This window comes from Pacificoceanicola onchidii (genome assembly GCF_004804335.1).
Lineage (GTDB): Bacteria > Pseudomonadota > Alphaproteobacteria > Rhodobacterales > Rhodobacteraceae > Pacificoceanicola > Pacificoceanicola onchidii.
In genome coordinates this window covers 122,592-139,594 of record NZ_SRXY01000005.1, presented here as the reverse complement: position 1 = coordinate 139,594, position 17,003 = coordinate 122,592, and the positions used below count along the sequence as shown (strand labels likewise).

General features: G+C 62.9%; 19 protein-coding genes. 12 read left to right on the top strand and 7 right to left on the bottom strand.

What is annotated here, in order from left to right:
• Positions 1–2: 2 nt before the first annotated feature.
• Together pgl and zwf are read right to left on the bottom strand one after the other, a co-directional pair.
• Positions 3–680 (bottom strand): 6-phosphogluconolactonase, encoded by a 678-nt coding sequence (gene pgl, locus E4662_RS14240; protein WP_136442262.1) that lies wholly within the window; start codon positions 678–680, stop codon positions 3–5.
• Between the two features lie 25 nt (positions 681–705).
• Positions 706–2,160 (bottom strand): glucose-6-phosphate dehydrogenase, encoded by a 1,455-nt coding sequence (gene zwf / locus E4662_RS14235; protein ID WP_136442261.1) that lies wholly within the window; start codon positions 2,158–2,160, stop codon positions 706–708.
• Between the two features lie 215 nt (positions 2,161–2,375).
• Between zwf and E4662_RS14230 the strand changes: the two genes are divergently transcribed.
• The 4 genes from E4662_RS14230 (at position 2,376) to E4662_RS14215 (ending at position 6,715) form a co-directional block, all read left to right on the top strand.
• Complete coding sequence (locus E4662_RS14230) at positions 2,376–3,323, top strand: radical SAM protein (RefSeq protein WP_136442260.1); 948 nt, start codon at positions 2,376–2,378, stop codon at positions 3,321–3,323.
• Between the two features lie 353 nt (positions 3,324–3,676).
• The gene (locus E4662_RS14225) at positions 3,677–4,621 is read left to right on the top strand and encodes a nucleoside hydrolase (RefSeq protein WP_136442259.1); all 945 of its coding nucleotides are present in this window, start codon (positions 3,677–3,679) and stop codon (positions 4,619–4,621) included.
• Between the two features lie 184 nt (positions 4,622–4,805).
• Entirely contained in the window at positions 4,806–5,252 is a 447-nt protein-coding gene (locus tag E4662_RS14220) for a GNAT family N-acetyltransferase (protein ID WP_136442258.1), read from the top strand.
• A 44-nt stretch (positions 5,253–5,296) separates the two neighbouring features.
• Entirely contained in the window at positions 5,297–6,715 is a 1,419-nt protein-coding gene (locus E4662_RS14215) for a protein adenylyltransferase SelO (protein WP_136442257.1), read from the top strand.
• Between the two features lie 359 nt (positions 6,716–7,074).
• On the opposite strand, the gene E4662_RS14210 is transcribed toward E4662_RS14215, so the two are convergent.
• Positions 7,075–8,001, bottom strand: coding sequence for a DMT family transporter (locus tag E4662_RS14210; RefSeq protein WP_338113513.1), 927 nt, complete (start codon positions 7,999–8,001; stop codon positions 7,075–7,077).
• A 72-nt stretch (positions 8,002–8,073) separates the two neighbouring features.
• Between E4662_RS14210 and E4662_RS14205 the strand changes: the two genes are divergently transcribed.
• The 3 genes from E4662_RS14205 to E4662_RS14195 are packed head-to-tail and all read left to right on the top strand — an operon-like array spanning position 8,074 to position 10,279.
• Positions 8,074–8,940 (top strand): DUF533 domain-containing protein, encoded by an 867-nt coding sequence (locus E4662_RS14205; protein WP_136442256.1) that lies wholly within the window; start codon positions 8,074–8,076, stop codon positions 8,938–8,940.
• 8 nt (positions 8,941–8,948) lie between these two features.
• The gene (locus E4662_RS14200) at positions 8,949–9,869 is read left to right on the top strand and encodes a DMT family transporter (RefSeq protein WP_136442255.1); all 921 of its coding nucleotides are present in this window, start codon (positions 8,949–8,951) and stop codon (positions 9,867–9,869) included.
• Positions 9,866–10,279 (top strand): Fur family transcriptional regulator, encoded by a 414-nt coding sequence (locus tag E4662_RS14195; RefSeq protein ID WP_136442254.1) that lies wholly within the window; start codon positions 9,866–9,868, stop codon positions 10,277–10,279. The genes E4662_RS14200 and E4662_RS14195 overlap by 4 nt, the downstream gene beginning before the upstream one ends.
• A 157-nt stretch (positions 10,280–10,436) precedes the next feature.
• Here E4662_RS14195 and E4662_RS14190 read toward each other — a convergent pair whose 3' ends face one another.
• A complete protein-coding gene (locus E4662_RS14190; protein WP_420819269.1) occupies positions 10,437–10,676 on the bottom strand; it encodes a DUF6552 family protein in 240 nt (79 codons plus the stop codon).
• 1 nt (position 10,677) lies between these two features.
• Positions 10,678–11,382, bottom strand: coding sequence for an SDR family oxidoreductase (locus E4662_RS14185; RefSeq protein WP_136442252.1), 705 nt, complete (start codon positions 11,380–11,382; stop codon positions 10,678–10,680).
• 98 nt (positions 11,383–11,480) lie between these two features.
• Between E4662_RS14185 and E4662_RS14180 the strand changes: the two genes are divergently transcribed.
• The 3 genes from E4662_RS14180 (at position 11,481) to E4662_RS14170 (ending at position 13,504) form a co-directional block, all read left to right on the top strand.
• Positions 11,481–12,362 carry a LysR substrate-binding domain-containing protein gene (locus E4662_RS14180; protein ID WP_136442251.1) on the top strand — a complete coding sequence of 294 codons (882 nt, stop codon included), beginning with the start codon at positions 11,481–11,483 and terminating at the stop codon, positions 12,360–12,362.
• Between the two features lie 63 nt (positions 12,363–12,425).
• Positions 12,426–12,887 carry a MarR family winged helix-turn-helix transcriptional regulator gene (locus E4662_RS14175; protein WP_240705200.1) on the top strand — a complete coding sequence of 154 codons (462 nt, stop codon included), beginning with the start codon at positions 12,426–12,428 and terminating at the stop codon, positions 12,885–12,887.
• Positions 12,884–13,504 (top strand): cysteine hydrolase family protein, encoded by a 621-nt coding sequence (locus tag E4662_RS14170; protein WP_136442250.1) that lies wholly within the window; start codon positions 12,884–12,886, stop codon positions 13,502–13,504. Before E4662_RS14175 ends, E4662_RS14170 begins: the two co-directional genes overlap by 4 nt.
• Before the next feature lie 75 nt (positions 13,505–13,579).
• Here the strand turns inward: E4662_RS14170 and E4662_RS14165 are convergent, their stop codons facing one another.
• Positions 13,580–14,374, bottom strand: a complete 795-nt coding sequence (locus E4662_RS14165; protein ID WP_136442249.1) for an aspartate dehydrogenase — start codon at positions 14,372–14,374, stop codon at positions 13,580–13,582.
• Positions 14,375–14,578: 204 nt separating this feature from the next.
• Positions 14,579–15,379, bottom strand: coding sequence for a class I SAM-dependent methyltransferase (locus E4662_RS14160; protein ID WP_136442248.1), 801 nt, complete (start codon positions 15,377–15,379; stop codon positions 14,579–14,581).
• Positions 15,380–15,515: 136 nt separating this feature from the next.
• Between E4662_RS14160 and E4662_RS24530 the strand changes: the two genes are divergently transcribed.
• Positions 15,516–15,902: a GFA family protein gene (locus E4662_RS24530; protein ID WP_136442247.1), complete on the top strand. Its 387-nt coding sequence runs from the start codon at positions 15,516–15,518 to the stop codon at positions 15,900–15,902.
• A gap of 409 nt (positions 15,903–16,311) precedes the next feature.
• The gene (locus E4662_RS14150) at positions 16,312–16,983 is read left to right on the top strand and encodes a hypothetical protein (protein ID WP_136442246.1); all 672 of its coding nucleotides are present in this window, start codon (positions 16,312–16,314) and stop codon (positions 16,981–16,983) included.
• Positions 16,984–17,003: the final 20 nt, after the last annotated feature.

Below are 17,003 nucleotides of genomic sequence, written 5' to 3'. Positions count from 1 at the left end.
GCTTACTCCGCCCAGTGAACGATGGCGCCCGAAAGCACCGCGTTGATCGGCGCTTCCAGCGCCGGTTTGCCCTTGGCCGCTTCCAAAGCATCGCGCTTTTCGGCCCCGAATATCAGAACATGTTTGGCCAGCGCGCCGTTGAGCACAGGCGCGGTCAGCGTGATGCGCGGCTCCGGCGCGCCCGGCGCGCGCATCGGCATCAGAACCGGCGCTTTGGGGCTCAGAGCCTCCGCCAGCCGGTCCGCCCCGGGAAAGAGCGAGGCCGTGTGCATATCCGCCCCCATGCCAAGCAGAACCACCGCCAGCGGCATTTCCGCCGCGATGGGTTCCGCCAGCGCGTCCAGCGCCCCTTCCGGCTCCGGATGCGGCGCATAAAGCGGCAGGTAGCCCGCCGCCGCCGCCCGCTCGATCAACAAGCGCTGGCGCAAGAGCCGCGTGTTGGAGCGTTCGTGATCCTCAGGGACCCAGCGCTCATCCGTCAGCAGCACATCCACCCGATCCCAATCGAGCTTCGCCGCGCACAGATCGTCAAACACCGGCCCGGGAGACGTGCCACCCGGCACGGCGAGCGCCACGCGCTCGTTATGCGTCAGCGCCGCCACCAGATCGCCCGCCAACTGGTTCGCCAGATCAACCGCCAATATCTCGCGGTCGTCATATTCGATGAATTCGTAGCTCATGCCCTGCCCCCTCAACAGATCCGCGTTACGCCCGGATATCCCGCCACTTGCGCCCGTCACGGTGCAGCAGCATCAGGCTGTCATCCGGCCCGGAGCTGCCCACGTCATAGGGCTTCGGCACCTCGCCGCGCGCCTGCCAGCCTTCGATGATCGGATCGGTCCAGGCCCAGGCTGCTTCCACCTCGTCGCCGCGCATGAACAACGTCTGGTTGCCCCGGATCACATCCATGATCAGCCGCTCATAGGCGTCCGGCGCCTCTTCCGCGTCCGGGCCCAGCGCCTCGGCAAAACTCATGTCCAAAGGCACGTCGAGCAGACGCATCCCGCCCGGCCCCGGCTCCTTGATGGTCACGCCCAGCTCCATGCCTTCGTTCGGCTGCAGGCGAATGGTCAGGATGTTGCGGTGACGGCCCGCATCCTCGGGGAAGATCGAATGTGGTGCGTCCTTGAAGACCACGGCAATCTCGCTCGCCCGCGCCCGCAGCTTCTTGCCGGTGCGCAGGTAGATCGGCGTGCCTGCCCAGCGCCAGTTCGACACGTGGCACTTCATGGCGATGAAGCTTTCGGTAGTCGAGCGTGTGTCGCCCGCATCCTCGCGGTAGCTCGGCGCATCGCCGTCCGCATCATACTGTCCGCGCACGATGTGATGCGGTTTGACCGGCTCCAGCGCCCGGATCACCTTGAGCTTTTCGTCGCGCACCGCGTCCGGCTCGAACCGCGCGGGCGGCTCCATGGCAATCAGGCACAAAAGCTGCATCAGGTGGTTTTGCACCATGTCCCGCATCGCGCCTGACTTGTCGTAATACTCACCCCGTCCGCCTACACCGACGGTTTCGGCCACGGTGATCTGGATGTGATCGACGTATTGCGCATTCCACAGCGGCTCGAACAGCACGTTGCCAAAGCGCACCGCCATCAGGTTCTGCACCGTCTCCTTGCCCAGATAATGGTCGATCCGGTAGATCTGCGTTTCATCGAAATGCTCAGCCAGCGCCTTGTTCAGCGCACGCGCCGTGGCCAGATCGTGACCAAACGGCTTTTCGACCACCACCCGGCTCTCATCATCCGCCAGACCAAAAGTCCTGAGGCGCTCCGCCAGAGCGCCAAAGAGCGAAGGGCCAACGGAGAAGTAGAAGGCGCGTACATAGCCGCTCCGCAGCCGCCCCTTCAGCGCCTCCCAGCCGCCCGTGCCCATGGCATCGACCTGCTCGTAAAAGACGTGATTCAGAAAGGCCTCCAGAGTGCCGTCTTCGCAGGCGCGCCCGCCGCCGAATTCGCGAATCGCGTCAGCAATCATCTCGCGGAAGCCCGCATCGTCCATTTCGGACCGGGCCGCACCGATGATGCGTGCCTCTTCCTGCATCTGGCCGGAGCAGAATCGCCGGAACAGGCCGGGGAAAATCTTGCGGCGGGCCAAATCGCCTGTCCCACCAAAGATTACCAGATCAAACGGATCCACCGGAATGACGCGAGAAACCATATGTCTATCCTATTGCCCTGTGTCTCGATACACTATTCGGCCCGTCCGAACAGCACGCGCGAGAACCGTTAGCGCTAACTTTGCGCGCCTTCTAACGCAGGTTTTCACAGAAGTCTAACCTTGATGTGATGCTTCACAATGGCGTCAGGCGATCCTACGGCACTGGAAGCCTCGCTAACTTTCCGGCACGTTGCGAAAAAATGCAGGAGCCACCCATGAAAGACAGCCTTTTGGCCAACAGCGGCAAATTCGTTGAACCGTCGGTGACGGCGGATGGCTCTGATCGTGCGCGGGTGTCCCTGACCAATGCCCAGACGCTGTGGTTCAACACCGGCACGCTGTGCAACATCACCTGCGCCAACTGCTACATCGAAAGCTCGCCGGACAATGATCGGCTTGTCTACTTCACCGAAGCCGAGCTGGTGGATTACCTTGATCAGCTTGAGGCGCGGGACTGGGGCGTGACGGAAATCGCCTTTACCGGCGGTGAGCCTTTCATGAACCCGGAGATGATTCCCATGGCGCGCGCGGCTCTCGCCCGTGGCTACGAGGTTCTGATCCTCACCAACGCCATGCGTCCGATGATGCGTCCGCGCGTCAAGGACGGGCTGCGCACCCTTGTGGCGGATTACGGCGACAAGCTGACCCTGCGCATTTCTCTCGATCACTCGGACCCGGTGGTGCACGACGGCGAGCGCGGCAAGGATGCCTTCGAGCGCACGCTGGAAGGTATGCGCTGGCTGCGGGACGCGGGGATTCGCATGGCGGTGGCCGGACGCAGCCTCTGGCACGAATCTGACGCGCAGGCCCGCGCCGGCTATGGGGCGCTGTTCGCGCGCGAAGGCTTTGACATCGACTCGAACAACCCCGGCATGACCGTGCTCTTCCCGGAAATGGACGAAACCGTCGAAGTGCCGGAGATCACAACCGCCTGCTGGGGAATCCTGAACAAATCCCCCGACAGCGTGATGTGTTCTTCCTCGCGTATGGTGGTCAAACGCAAAGGGGCCGAACGCCCTGCGGTTCTGGCCTGCACCCTCCTGCCCTATGATCCGCAGTTCGAACTGGGATCAACGCTGGAAGAAGCCGAACAGGACGTGTTCCTCAACCATCCACATTGTGCGAAATTCTGCGTTCTCGGCGGGGCGTCCTGCTCCGCCTGACGTCACAGGTATCCTGTATAGCGCGCAGCGCCATAACCGATCAGCCCGGCCACGATCAGCCAGACCCACCAGCGATTCCAGAGCGGCGTGGACCGGAAGCAATAGCCACAGGTTCCGGACCCGAACCGGAGGTTATGATTGCACGCGCGACATTGAAAAAGACGGACCTTCATTCCGTCTATAGACCGCTCATTTTTTGAGCACGCAAGACAAAAACGGTTTACCTTTCGGCAACTCAACCGCGCGGCGAGCATCGGGCTCGGCGCCGTCTTTCGCCTGTCCTGAGGCGCACAATCGCTTGAATGCGCCAAATTCACGTGGCATCCCGGTGCTCTGCAACCTTTGGAGGCGATATGAACCCGGCCAAGATCATCATCGATACGGACCCCGGTCAGGACGACGCGGTGGCCATCCTGCTGGCGCTCGCCTCTCCCGAGGATGTGGAGGTTCTGGGCATCACCTGCGTCGCGGGCAACGTGCCTCTGGAGCTCACCGCCCGCAACGCCCGCATCGTCTGCGAGCTGGCGGGCTTCCCGCAAACCAAAATCTTTGCAGGCTGCGACCGGCCGCTCGGGCGCACCCTTGTCACGGCCGAACACGTGCACGGCAAAAGCGGCCTCGACGGGCCGGTGCTGCCGGAGCCGACCATGCCGCTGCAGGACACCCACGCGGTGGATTTCATCATCGACACCCTGCGCGCCGAGCCAGCCGGAACGGTTACACTCTGCCCGCTCGGACCCCTGACCAATATCGCCGCCGCCCTGCAAAAAGCGCCCGACATCGCGGAGCGGATCAAGCAGATCGTGCTGATGGGCGGGGCCTACTTCGAAGTGGGCAACATCACACCCACGGCGGAATTCAACATCTACGTCGATCCCGAGGCGGCGCGCATCGTCTTTGGCGCAGGCGCGCCTTTGGTGGTCATGCCACTCGATGTCACCCACAAGGCGCTGGTCACCACGCCGCGCAACGACGCCTTCCGCGCGCTTGGCAACGCCACCGGCATTGCCGTCGCCGAGATGACAGACTTCTTCGAACGCTTCGATCTTGCGAAATACGGCTCCGAAGGCGCGCCGCTGCATGACCCTTGCGTGACCGCCTACCTGATTGCGCCGCACCTATTTTCGGGGCGGCACATCAACGTCGAGATTGAATGCGACAGCGATCTGTGCCGGGGCATGACCGTGGCGGACTGGTGGGGCGTGACGGACCGCAAACCCAACGCTTTGTTCATCGGCGACCTCGACGCGGATCATTTCTTTGCCCTGCTGACCGACCGTTTGGCGCGGTTGCCCTAAGGGTTTGAAAATTTTGCCGGGACAAAATTTTGTTCGGGGCGCTGCCCCGGACCCCGGGATACTTTCGGCACAAAGAAACAGGCGGGCGGAGCGTCGGGCGAGCGGCTTTCTGCCGTTGTGGTTGCGCCTTGTGTAGGAGGTGCATAGGGTTCGCACAGAGTGATTATGCGTCGGATCCAGCCTCATGAAATCCCTTCATCTCGCCGCGGAAGCGGATGCGGAAAAGCTTTTGCCGCTTGTCGCCGCTTTCCATGCGGAACGCGGGTTTGGCAGTGATGCCGATCATATCGCCGGGGCGGTCGCGCCCTTGCTGGCCGGCTCCCCGCACGGGGCGATCTGGCTCATCGGTCCGCGCCGCGCTCCGGTGGGTTATATCTGTGTGACCTTTGGCTGGAGCCTTGAGTTTGGCGGGCTCGATGGAATCGTCGATGAGCTTTACATCCGCCCCGCCGTACGCAAGCGCGGCATGGGGTTCGAGGCGTTGAACGGCATTGCCAAGGCGATGAAGGACGCCGGGGTCAAGGCGTTGCATCTTGAGGCGGCGCGGTCAGACGAGCGGCTGATCGGCTTTTACCGGCGCGCGCGATTCACGCCGCGCGACGATCAGATGTTCATGAGCCGGGTTCTGTAGCTTTTCCTCTGGTCCTGAGGCGCGCGCGCCCCTACCTAAGGTGCATGAGCCTGCACATACCGTTTGATAACAGTTATGCCCGCCTGCCCGCCGGATTTTTCGCCGCGCAGGCCCCAGTTCCCGTCAGGGCGCCGTCGCTGATCGCCTTCAATCATGCTTTGGCTGAAGAGCTGCAGATCCGGGGGGTGGATGATCCCGATCTGGCCTTGCTGCTGTCCGGCAACGGCGTGCCTGCCGGGGCGTCGCCTTTGGCGCAGAACTACGCGGGCCATCAGTTTGGCCAGTTCAACCCGCAGCTGGGCGACGGGCGCGCGGTTTTGCTCGGCGAAGTAGTGGATCGCAACGGGCAGCGCAGGGACATTCAGCTCAAGGGCTCCGGCCCCACGCCTTTTGCCCGGCGCGGCGATGGCCGGTCGTGGCTTGGCCCCGTGCTGCGCGAATATGTCGTCAGCGAGGCGATGCATGCGCTTGGTGTGCCAACCACCCGCGCGCTGGCCGCCACACGCACCGGCGAAGAGGTGATCCGCGAGCGCCCTCTGCCCGGCGCGGTGCTGACCCGCGTGGCCGCCAGCCATATCCGCGTGGGCACATTCCAGGCTTTTGCCGCGCGGCAGGATTACGACAGCCTGCAGACCCTGTTTGATTATACCCAGGGCCGTCATTATCCGGAGGCGCACACCCCCGCTGATATGCTGGGCGAGGTCTGTGACCGGCAGACGCGGCTCGTGGCGCAGTGGATGTCGCTCGGCTTCATCCACGGCGTGATGAACACCGACAATTGTACGCTGTCGGGCGAGACAATTGACTACGGTCCCTGCGCGTTCCTCGATGCCTATCATTCGGAGAAACGTTTTTCCTCGATCGACCGGTTCGGGCGCTACGCCTATGCAGCGCAGGCGGACATCATCCTGTGGAACATGGCGCAGCTGGCCACGGCACTGGTGCCGCTCGTGGGTGATGAAGACAAGGCGATCAAGGATTTCACCGAGATCATCCACGCCAGCGCCGACACCCTGCGCGCCGAATGGACGCGCCGGTTCGCCGCCAAGCTCGGGATTTCGGAGCCTGAGACGGGCGACGGTGCGTTGATCAGCGATCTGCTCGGGTTGATGCAGAGCGGCGGCTCGGACTTCACCAACACGTTCCGCGCGCTGGCCGAAGGGGACGCGCGCGATCAGATCGCCGACCGTGATGGGTTTGACGCCTGGCATGCGCGCTGGCGCGAACGTATCGCGGGAGAGCCGGAGGCGGAGGCGTTGATGCAGCGTTCCAGCCCGGTGCTGATCCCGCGCAACCACCGGATCGAAGAGATGATTGCGGCCTCGGTCTCCGGGGACGACGCGCTGTTCCACCGGCTGAATGCGGCTTTGGCCCGGCCTTTTGAGGCGGTTGCCGATTATGAAGACCTGCGCAGGCCGCCCACAAAGCAGGAAGAGGTCACGGCGACGTTTTGCGGAACGTAAGCGGGTGCCGGGGTCTTGATCGGGCATTGAGCCCGTCCCGGACTGGATCCGGGACCTCAGCGAGCACCCAGTGTGTCTGAAAACAAGACGCGTCATCGACGGGCCGGGGCATGGCGATCCGCCCTTAGAGCCCCTTGATTTATCCCAGCCACTGGCGCGCTAGGCTGGTGTGGCACACAGCACCAACCCAATCGCCGTGCCGTCACGCCAAAGGCGTGCCGAAACCATGTGGGCGCACCTCCGGTGCGACGGGACGGCCCGTCATGTCGGAGACATGCTTCCAGCATGATTGGCGCGGCGGCCTGCGGCCTTTGCTCCGCGCCTGAGGTGAGGTGAACGGCCGTTACCGGCTCTCTCCCTCACCGCCTCCGCCGCACATTGATCAGCACAATCCCCACGGCCACAAGTCCCAGCGCGCCCAGGAACCCCGGCCCCACCGGCTCTCTGAGCAAGGCCCAGCCGAACCCCACCGCAAGCACCGGTGACAAGAAGGAAAACGCGGCAATGTCAGACGCCGGATAGATCGCCATCAGCCGCAGCCAGAACAGGAACCCGAGGCTCGCCACCAGAACCGCCTGATAGGCCATGCCCGCCCAATGCAGCCATGTGGGCGCGCGCAAAAGATCGCCAAAGAGCGGCGCTACAGCCGTCAGGACCACCGCCGACACCATCAACTGCCAGAAAAGCTGCGTCTCTGCGGACAGCTTGGAAACCCGCGTCAGCCGCACCGTCAAGGCAATCCCCGCCCAGCAGAACGCCCCGCCCAAGGCCAACGCATCCCCCCAGAGGTTCCCCGCTGACAGGCTCGCCGGGTCGGCCAGCGCCCAGACCACTCCGGCCATCGCCAGCACAAGCCCGATGCCGCGCCTCAGAGACAAGCTCTCTCCCGGCAGCGCGACATGCGCGATCAGCGCCAGCCAGACCGGCATGGAATAGAACAGGATCGCCGAGCGGGAGACGGTGGTGTAATCCAGCGCCAGAAACAGCAGGATGAACTCCACGCTGAAAAGCCCGCCAAGCAGCAGCCCGGACCACAGGCTCTCGCGCAAGCCCTGGATGGGCCGCCCGGTCCCCCATACCCAGATAAACAACACGCCAAGCGCCAGAACCGAACGCAGCCCGGCCCCGAAGATCGGGCCAAACCCGTCGTTCGACACCTTGATCACCACCTGGTTGAGCGCCAGCATGGCAGCGAATGTCACCATTCCCGCCGCGCCCATCAGGTCCATGCTGTCCTTGCGTTCCATGCCGTCCAAGGACACCGGATTGCACGAAAGGTCAATCAACCCTGTGACTTCGCGGAAAAACCTGCCAATCTGTACAAGATCGGAATGTGTATCAACGGGAAGGAGACCGACATGGGTTTGATGGGGACACTGGCAAAGATTGCAATTGGCTACGCGGCGGCGCGCGGCGTGGACAAGCTTTCCGGCTCCGGCGGTCTGCTCGGCGGCGGTGCGCAGATCAAGGGGGAACACCCGGCCAGCGCGGCTCAGGCGCAGATGGGTCAGGCTCTGTCCGGCCAGATGCCGGACATGCCGCAGATGCCGGACAACCCGCTCAACGACATGATGGAGACCTTCAAACAAGGCGGCCTTGGCGCGATGATGGGCGGCATGGGCAGCGCAGGCGCCAACCCCATGGCCGAAATGATGGAAAAGCTTCAGGGAGGCGGCATGGATCTTTCGTCCATGATGGGCGCCTTTGGCGGCGGCTCGTCTTCGGGTGGCGAAGGCTCCGGTCTGCTCAGCCAGCTGGGCACCGGCGGCGCGGGTCTCGCGGGCCTTCTCGGCGCGGCTTCCATGGCTCAGGGCAAAGGCGCGGGCGCCATGCTTGACGCTTTCAACACCAAGGACATCAACCCGCAGGGCGAGGAAATGGCCGCGCTCATGCTGCGCGCCATGATCCAGGCCGCCAAGGCCGACGGCGGCATTGACGAGGCCGAAAAGGCCAAGATCATCGAAACCCTCGGCGATGATGCCGATGCCGAGGACATGGCCTTTGTCCAGGACCAGCTGGCCGCGCCGGTGGATGCCGCGGGTCTCGCCGGAGACACGCCGGTGCCCATGCGCACGCAGGTCTACAGCGCCTCGCTCATGACCATCCGCGTCGACACCGCCGCCGAAGCGCAGTACCTCGACAGCCTCGCCAAGGCGATGGCGCTGGATGAACCCACGGTCAACACGCTGCACATGCAGATGGGCCTGCAACCGCTCTACGCCTGACACAGCGCGTGACGCAGACATCCCGCCGGGGTCTGGGGCTGGCGCTCTTTGGCGCTTTGATCCTGACCCCGGATGCACTTTTCATGCGGCTGTCCGGCATGGACGGCTTCCAGATGCTGGGCTGGCGCGGGCTGTGTATGGGCAGCCTGTTCCTGCTCGCATGGCTTGTCACCAGCCGCACCCGCCTGTCTGACCTCGCCGCGCTCCTCAGCCTGCCCGGACTGACCATCGTCTGCTGCCAATATGCCAACGCCATGCTCTTCCCTCTGGGCATTGCCGCCGCGCCCGTGGCACCCGTTCTGCTTGGCATCGCCACGGTGCCGATCTGGAGCGCCCTGCTCGCCCAGATGCTCTATGGTGAGCGCACCCCGCCCGCCACATGGCGCACCATGCTTTTCGTGCTGATCGGCATCGCGCTGGCCGTCTCCGGAAAATCGGGTTTCGGCACCGGCGGCACTGCCCTGATCGGGGCCACCTTCGGGCTTGGCGTTGCCCTAGCCCTTGCGATCAACTTCGTCACCCTGCGCCACAACCCACAGCTGCCGCTTCTGGCCGGGATCGGCCTTGGCGCGCTCTGCTCCGGCCTCACTGGCCTGTGGATCACCACCCCCGCCGCCATGACCGCCGGCAATCCTGCCGCGATCCTGCTCACCGGTCTGGTGTTCCTGCCGCTGGCCTTCTTCTGCCTCAGCGCCGCCTCTCGTCATGTCCCCGCTGCCACGGTCTCGCTTCTGATGCTGCTGGAAACCGTGCTTGGCCCGCTCTGGGTCTGGATCGGTTTTGGCGAGGCCCCCACCCTCCGCATGTTGCTTGGCGGCGGCATCGTCATCCTGAGCCTCGCGCTCTTCCTGCTCCGGCCCCGCGCCCCCTTGGCCTCGCCCTCCAGTTTTGGCAAAACGGATGAAACCGCGAAACAGGCCCGCCCATGAGCAACACCATTCTCGATCGCTGCCGTGACAAGGGCCTGCGCCTGACCGGCCAGCGCCGAACCATCGCAGAAATCCTCGAATCGTCCCGCGATCACCCGGACGCCGAAGAACTGCACGCCCGCGCGGCGGCGGTGGATCCGGGCATCTCGATTGCCACCGTCTACCGCACCGTCAAACTCTTCGAGGAACGCGGCATCCTGGAAAAGGTCGACTTCGGCGACGGCCGCGCCCGCTACGAAGACGCCAAACGCGAACACCACGACCACCTGATCGACACCACCACCGGCACGGTCATCGAGTTCGTTGATCCCGAAATCGAAGCTCTTCAGGAAAAAATCGCCCGCAAACTCGGCTATCGCCTCACCGGGCACAAGCTGGAGCTCTACGGGGTGCCGCTCAAGAAACCCTGAAACGCTTTGCTTAGGTGAGACCTGAAGCGGACCTCCCCCTCAACACCTTTGAGCCAATCCCCAAATGCGTCGCCTCGCCATTTGCAAACACGGCGCTTCCCCCGGACGCGCCCCAAGCGCGCGGTCGCGCTCCTTTTGATAACTCGCCCCCAGTCCTTCAACCGCTCGTCATCCCCGCGATCATCGCGCCCAGTGCAACGAGATGGACAAGCATCAGGGCCTTGTCATTCCACAGCGCCCCAACGGCGAACCATCCGACCACGCCGACGAGAAACAGATAGAGGTTCCACGGCGTCCAGCCGAAGCCGGTTGCCGTGTATCCCATGATCTGAACCGCCGATGCGCCCCATTTGACCGCAAACACGAGCCGCTCGCGCGACGGGCTCTGCACAACCATGTCAGACGGCACGGGTCAGCCCTCCGTCGATGCGCAGGTTCTGGCCTGTCATGTAGCCGCCATCCTGCGAGGCGAGCCAAGAAATCAGCGAAGACACCTCCCCCGCCGCGCCATAACGCCCCATGGGAATGCGCGCCCTGCGGTCTTCGGTTTCGGGCAGACTGTCGATGAAGCCCGGCAGAACGTTGTTCATCCGGATGTTGTCCGGCGCATATTTGTCCGAGTAGAGCTTGGTGAAGGCCGCCAGCCCGGCGCGGAACACGCCGGAGGTCGGAAAGAGCGGATCCGGCTCAAACGCGGCAAAGGTCGAGATATTGATGATCGCCCCGCCACCCTGCGCCTGCATCAGCGGCGTCACCAGCCGTGTCGGGCGGATCACGTTCATCAGGTAGACCTCCATGCCCTGATGCCAGTCCTCATCGCTGATCTCAAGAACCGGCCCCTTCGGCCCGTGACCGGCAGAGTTCACCAGAACGTCGACACGGCCCCAGCGCGCTTTTGCGCCGTCAACCAGTTCGCTCAGCGCCGCGCCGTCGAGGTTGGAGCCTGTCACGCCAAACCCGCCCAGCTCCTGCCCAAGCGCCTCGCCCTTGCCGGAGGCGGACAGGATGCCAACCTTGAAGCCATCCGCCGCCAGTTTGCGCGCCGCATCCGCGCCCATGCCGCTGCCAGCCGCCGTGATCAAGGCTACCTTTTCTACTGTCATTGTTCGCACCCTTCTGTGAATTGACTCTATATTGCCCCTTTCTCCCCGTGGTGCGATTGAGAATTGATACTCCATGACAATAGAAATACTATTGCAGAATGACCGAACTTCCGCCTCTCAACAGCCTGCGCGCCTTTGATGCCGCAGGTCGCCGCCTCAGCTTCCGCGCCGCTGCGGACGAGCTGGGTGTCACACAAGGGGCCGTGGCCCAGCAGGTGCGCCAGCTTGAGGCGCATCTGGACGTCAAACTGTTTGACCGGGTGCCCAAGGGGCTGGCCTTCACATCCGCCGGGCGCAGCTATCACAGCCGGATCGCGCAGATCTTTGCGCAGTTGCGCGCCGCAACGGACGAGCTGAAACCGGAGCCGAACAAGGTGGTGATCAGCGTCACCCCGACCTTTGCGGCGAAATGGCTGATCCCGAACCTGCCGGACTTCATGGCCGTCTGTCCAAACGTCGACCTGCGGATCATGGCGACAGAGAAGGTCTCCAGCTTTCACAGCGACGGGATTGATCTTGCGGTGCGTCAGGGCGCGCCGCCTTTCGGGGCCGCGCTGGAGACAACGCTGCTGTTCCGGCAATCCCTGATCGCCGTGGCCGCCCCGGCGCTTGTCGGGGATACGGGCCATCCGGTTGCGCCGGAAGCCCTGGCCAAACTGCCGAAAATCCATGACACCCATGACCACTGGCCGCGATACCTTGCCTATCTCGGCGTGCAGACGCAGTCTCTTCGTGGCCTGCGTTTGAGCCAGACCGCCCTGGCGGTCGATGCGGCCATTGCCGGGCAAGGTGTCGCCCTCGTCAGCCGCTTTCTGGTGACCCACGATCTGGACGCCGGTCGTCTGATCGCGGTTGGCCCGATGTGGGAGACGGACGGGAATGACTTCTACGTCCTGATGCCCCGCAGCGCGAAAAGCAACGGCGCAGTGGTTGACGTCGTGAACTGGCTCAAGACACGCTCCGCCGCCGGGTCCGAATAACGCTCGCGTCATCCGGCGTTGCAGCCAGTCGCCTCAAAATGACATTGAACTTGTCAAGTTGACATGTATAGTGTCAATATGAAAGCTGAACACCTCCACCGCCTCGTCTGGATGTCCCGCCCGCTGATGCAAGCGGCAGAAGCCTGCGTCGAAGCGGGTCTGGCCGGAACCGGCCTGACCGTCCGAATGCGCGCCGTTCTGGAAATCTTGCACCAGAGCGGCGAACAGACCGTCCCGGAGATCGCCGCCCGGCTCGAAATCAAACGCCAATACGTGCAGGTCATGTGCAATGAAACTCTAGCCTCCGGCTTTGTCGAGCAGCGCCCGAACCCGCGCCACAAACGCTCGCCCTTCCTGGCCTTGACCGATCAGGGCCGCAGCCTGATCGAACAGATCATCTCGAAGGAACTGGCGCTCATGGCAGAGCTTGGCGCCGATCTGGACAGTCAGGACATTGCCCGCGCGCTGGATGTCGTCTGCGCGGTCACGGACAGGCTGCGCAAACAGGGGAGCCCCGAAGAATGACTATTGCCTATGTTTTGGGTGCCGCGACCCTCCTGATCCTGCTCTGGCTCGGCAATGGGATCCGGCGCATCGGTGCTGTCAGCACCGGAGACAGGATCGCGGATCGCACCGGCTCCGCCCTTCTGCTGATCGATCTCCAAACCGTGTTCTGGGACCACGGGCCTTATTCGGAAGACGCCAAGTCCGCAGCCGCCGCCGCCATTCTTGCCGAAGCCTCCGCCGCGCGGGCGCAGAACGTTCCTGTCATCGCCCTGCGTCAGGAATGGTCAATCCCATCGACCAAGATCCTCGCCCGGCTGACCATGAAAGGTCAGGCCCTTGAAGGCACGGACGGGACCGAGCTTGCGCCCCCCTTCGCGCCTCTTCCCGATCATGTGCTTGTCAAACGGGTGCAGGACGGGTTCGAAACCGGCGCGCTCGATACCCTTCTGGCACGACTTGACGTTGGCGCGCTGCGCCTTGTCGGGCTGGACCTGAACTATTGCGTGCTGAAAACCGCCCTCGCCGCCCGCAACCGGGGCTATCACGTGCAGATCGTCAAATCCGGCACGCTGGCCGCCGCCGCAACCGATCGCGCCGAACACGCGCTGACGTCATCGGGCACAGAACTCTGCTGACAAACCCTGCCGACCCGTCCGGTATCAGGCAGGGCGACCTAGAGCGCAACCGCACAGTCAATCGCGCGCCTGCCGTCAGATGACAATCGGTGCGCTCTGGCGGAAAATCCGGTCCACAACACTCATTGCAGCCAGCGCAGAGGTGCGCGGCGTATCCGGCAGGCTCTCGCCGGATATGGTAAAGGTGAACGATCCAAAGGCCCCGCTGGCCGAGAGAGTGTGCGTGTTTCCCTGCGCCTTCGGATCCGCGATCAACCGCGCCTGCGTCTTGTCGAACCCGACACCTGCCAGCGCCACGGCAGCGGCGACATTGGCATTCTTGGGATAGCGCAGCGCGGCGTCTCTGGCCGAGCCTTCAAAATGGGTCATCGCCTCGTCCAGTGCCTCGAGGCAGCCCCCCTCCTCCGCCGGCGTGCCGCGCCAGCTTTGCGGCGGCTTTCGGCCGGTGTAGACCACATCGCTCAGCCCACCAATCCGCGCGGCAGACAGCGCATCCAGCGCACCAATGGCCCCGGACGCCAGTTGCAGCTGCGTCTTGCCGCTTTCCGCCGCCTCCTGCAGCGCCTGATAGGTCTGCGCATCCGCCAAAGCGCCGAGCGAGGCGCTGACCACCGGAACACCGCGCCGCAGAAACGCAGCCCCATGCGCCTTCAGCCCCTGATGCCCTGCGCAATCCACCACAAGATCGGGCACAGCGCCCAGATCATCCGCGTCATAAGCCACCGTGACATCCGCGCCAATCGCAGCCCGCGCCGCAGCCTCCCGCCCCTTGCGGGCAATGCAATGGGTCAAGGCCCATGAACTGCCCGCCAGATGTCGCGCCACATAGGCGGCCATCGCGCCATATCCGATAATGCCAACTGTCTGCATCGCGCCCTCACCCCAAATGCCCCCTGGATCGGGGATTTGCCTCTGGTTACCAACAAACCCGCCTTCGGGACCAGCCCCTGAGCCCTTCGGCGCACAGCCGATCGGAGGGTTCTGTCTGCCGTTGATTGCTTCCCGCCCGATGTCGGCTTTTTTCCTGTTTCGCTTGATTACCCCCTGGCGGGCAAGGGCCGCAACAAGGCCTGCCTACGGGCATTTGGCGATCAGCGTTGCAAAAACCTGATAGCCGTAGAGTGTCCCTTCCCGCGCACGACGGCGGTATTCGGCAACCAAACCGGTGTGCAAAGCCTCGCCGATTTCTCCTCGCTTCATCAGCAGCTTACCGGTTTCTTCGACCCATGGCAGCATTTGATCATTGTCCAGTACGCTCCGACTCTGAAAGCTGATGTCGTGGATCGAAAAGCCCGCGTTCGTCGCAAGCCCTTGCAGCTTCGCGACTGCATGTGGATCGGTGACGAATTCACTGACAAAAATCTTGGCGCAAGCATCCAGAGGATCGTTCGGCATATTGCCCAACGATGCCTTGGAAAAGTCCGCATCACACACAACCAGGAACCCACCCGATTTGAGAACGCGACGGGCCTCATTCAAAAGCGGCGCCGGGTATTCAACGTGCGTCAGCACCGTGTGCATGATGAGGTTATCGACAGACCCATCTTCCAAGGGCAGCGAGGCACCATCGGCAACCTCAAACGCCACATTATCGCGCCCTCCGACCCGTGCTTTTGCTTCATTTACAAAACCCACGGAAGGCTCGAAGCCGATGACCCGACCGGGATAGGCTTTTTCGGCGATCCGCCGCGTGACGGCGCCCGCACCGCACCCGACTTCAACCGTCAAACCGTCTTCGGAAAACGCCAGTCTCCCAAGGTACTTTGAAACGATTTTCTCCATCGTGGGGTCTGATTGGCGTTCATCCATGGAATCCGCAAACGCAGAAATGAACTCTTCTCCTGCAGCATCCACATCTTGAAACGGATCAGCCATGGCAGCGTCCCTCCAGTAATTCTGGAAATCTTTTCACATCGACCGTAGCATCACCAAAGGTTCATGCAAATTGTATCATTAGGTGTCTGCGGCTGGAGCACCGGGTACGGCAATTTAGGCTTTGGGAGCGGCGAGTATGACAAAAACGATCTCCGGAGGATGCAAATGCGGCGCGATCCGGTACCTGGGAGTGGCTTCCGATGTCACCGCTTTCAGATGCTATTGCCGCGATTGCCAGCGCCTCACCGGAACCGGGCACTCGGACATGTTTCCATTGGTTGCCGAGACCTTCCAGCTTGTTGGACCCTTTTCGGAATACCAGATGACCGGTGGATCGGGCCGATCCACCTGGAGTGTTTTTTGTCCGACCTGCGGTTCACCTTTGACACGCCGAAGTGAGCGTATGGCGCATTGTGTGTACGTCCATGCTGCATCGCTTGATCAGCCGGAAGTCTATGTTCCGAGCCGATCCATCTATACCGAAGCCGCACAGCCATGGGACGCGCCAAACCCGGACCACTAGCCGGGCAAATCGAGCAGCATCCACCCGCCACCCCAAAAACGCCTTTGCGCAACAGAGGTGAGGGCGCACTTTGCCCCCTGCCCGGCACGATGCCGCTCCCGCGGTTCCGTCTGCCGTTGTTTTATCGCTCTCGAAACCTTGGCACTTGCCCAGCTTTGCCATGACACCCTTGTACGCGGGCGCCCCAGGCTGACGATGGCATGGCACCGGAGCGCTTGAACGCAGCCCGAACCTGTTTTGGTCTGGTGCACCATAGAGCAGGTCAACGGATGACGCTGCCTTTGACCCAATAGGCGTTTTATGCCCAAACTGCGCGCCGCACGCCCACAGCCACGCCCAAACGGGCTGAAGATTGTCTTGGCGCCAGGGGAACTCCACCAAATTAGTTAACAAATTTTTGGAGCTTCAGATGACGTTTAAAGGATTAAAGCCTGCAGCCGCAGGGTTCGTGTCAGCCGTAATGCTCTTTGCAGGTGCCACCGCCTCGCAGGCCGCCACGCTGTTCACGCAGTCTTACACCGGAGCCGAGCTCGCAGCTTTTGCAACCGATCCGGCCAATGTCGCCATCACCGGCACAGCCGCGGATTTCACCGTGACAACCGCGTCGCAAGGCACGTCCTTGATCACATTGGACATTCTGCGCGCTGCGGAACGCGGCGATTTGATCCTGTCGCTGGATGTGGATTTCATCCGCCTTCCCGGATCGATTACCGACAATGGTCCGATTTTCGCGTTTTCAAACCCGACGAATGCCATTGGCACGCAGCGTCAGAACAACAGTGGTGGCAGCCATGTTTTTCGCGGAGCCGGTGCTGCGGTCACCGCGATGACGGGTCTTGGCGCGAACAGCCCCTTCTCCATGTCGCTCTATGTGGGCGATGAAAACGGCCCGACCACCGGCAGTGTCACGGAAGGCAGCAACAGCGCGTCCAACATCCTGCTGCCCTACACGCTGGATACGGATGACATCCTTGGCTTTCGCCTTTTCGCAAGCAACGCGGGTGAAGGCTATCGCCTGAACAGCCTGACGATCACAATCGAAGACCTCGCACCTGTGCCGTTGCCAGCCGGATTTGCCTAGCTTATTTCCGCGCTCGGACT

Bases quoted from the DNA above. Each gene is read 5' to 3' on its own strand.
- E4662_RS14230 (WP_136442260.1), top strand. From the start codon at position 2,376: ATGAAAGACAGCCTTTTGGCCAACAGCGGCAAATTCGTTGAACCGTCG.
- E4662_RS14185 (WP_136442252.1), bottom strand. From the start codon at position 11,382: ATGACAGTAGAAAAGGTAGCCTTGATCACGGCGGCTGGCAGCGGCATG.
- E4662_RS14180 (WP_136442251.1), top strand. From the start codon at position 11,481: ATGACCGAACTTCCGCCTCTCAACAGCCTGCGCGCCTTTGATGCCGCA.
- E4662_RS14195 (WP_136442254.1), top strand. From the start codon at position 9,866: ATGAGCAACACCATTCTCGATCGCTGCCGTGACAAGGGCCTGCGCCTG.
- E4662_RS14175 (WP_240705200.1), top strand. From the start codon at position 12,426: ATGTATAGTGTCAATATGAAAGCTGAACACCTCCACCGCCTCGTCTGG.
- E4662_RS14205 (WP_136442256.1), top strand. From the start codon at position 8,074: ATGGGTTTGATGGGGACACTGGCAAAGATTGCAATTGGCTACGCGGCG.
- E4662_RS24530 (WP_136442247.1), top strand. From the start codon at position 15,516: ATGACAAAAACGATCTCCGGAGGATGCAAATGCGGCGCGATCCGGTAC.
- E4662_RS14215 (WP_136442257.1), top strand. From the start codon at position 5,297: ATGAGCCTGCACATACCGTTTGATAACAGTTATGCCCGCCTGCCCGCC.
- E4662_RS14190 (WP_420819269.1), bottom strand. From the start codon at position 10,676: ATGGTTGTGCAGAGCCCGTCGCGCGAGCGGCTCGTGTTTGCGGTCAAA.
- E4662_RS14150 (WP_136442246.1), top strand. From the start codon at position 16,312: ATGACGTTTAAAGGATTAAAGCCTGCAGCCGCAGGGTTCGTGTCAGCC.
- E4662_RS14225 (WP_136442259.1), top strand. From the start codon at position 3,677: ATGAACCCGGCCAAGATCATCATCGATACGGACCCCGGTCAGGACGAC.
- E4662_RS14220 (WP_136442258.1), top strand. From the start codon at position 4,806: ATGAAATCCCTTCATCTCGCCGCGGAAGCGGATGCGGAAAAGCTTTTG.
- E4662_RS14170 (WP_136442250.1), top strand. From the start codon at position 12,884: ATGACTATTGCCTATGTTTTGGGTGCCGCGACCCTCCTGATCCTGCTC.
- zwf (WP_136442261.1), bottom strand. From the start codon at position 2,160: ATGGTTTCTCGCGTCATTCCGGTGGATCCGTTTGATCTGGTAATCTTT.
- pgl (WP_136442262.1), bottom strand. From the start codon at position 680: ATGAGCTACGAATTCATCGAATATGACGACCGCGAGATATTGGCGGTT.
- E4662_RS14165 (WP_136442249.1), bottom strand. From the start codon at position 14,374: ATGCAGACAGTTGGCATTATCGGATATGGCGCGATGGCCGCCTATGTG.
- E4662_RS14160 (WP_136442248.1), bottom strand. From the start codon at position 15,379: ATGGCTGATCCGTTTCAAGATGTGGATGCTGCAGGAGAAGAGTTCATT.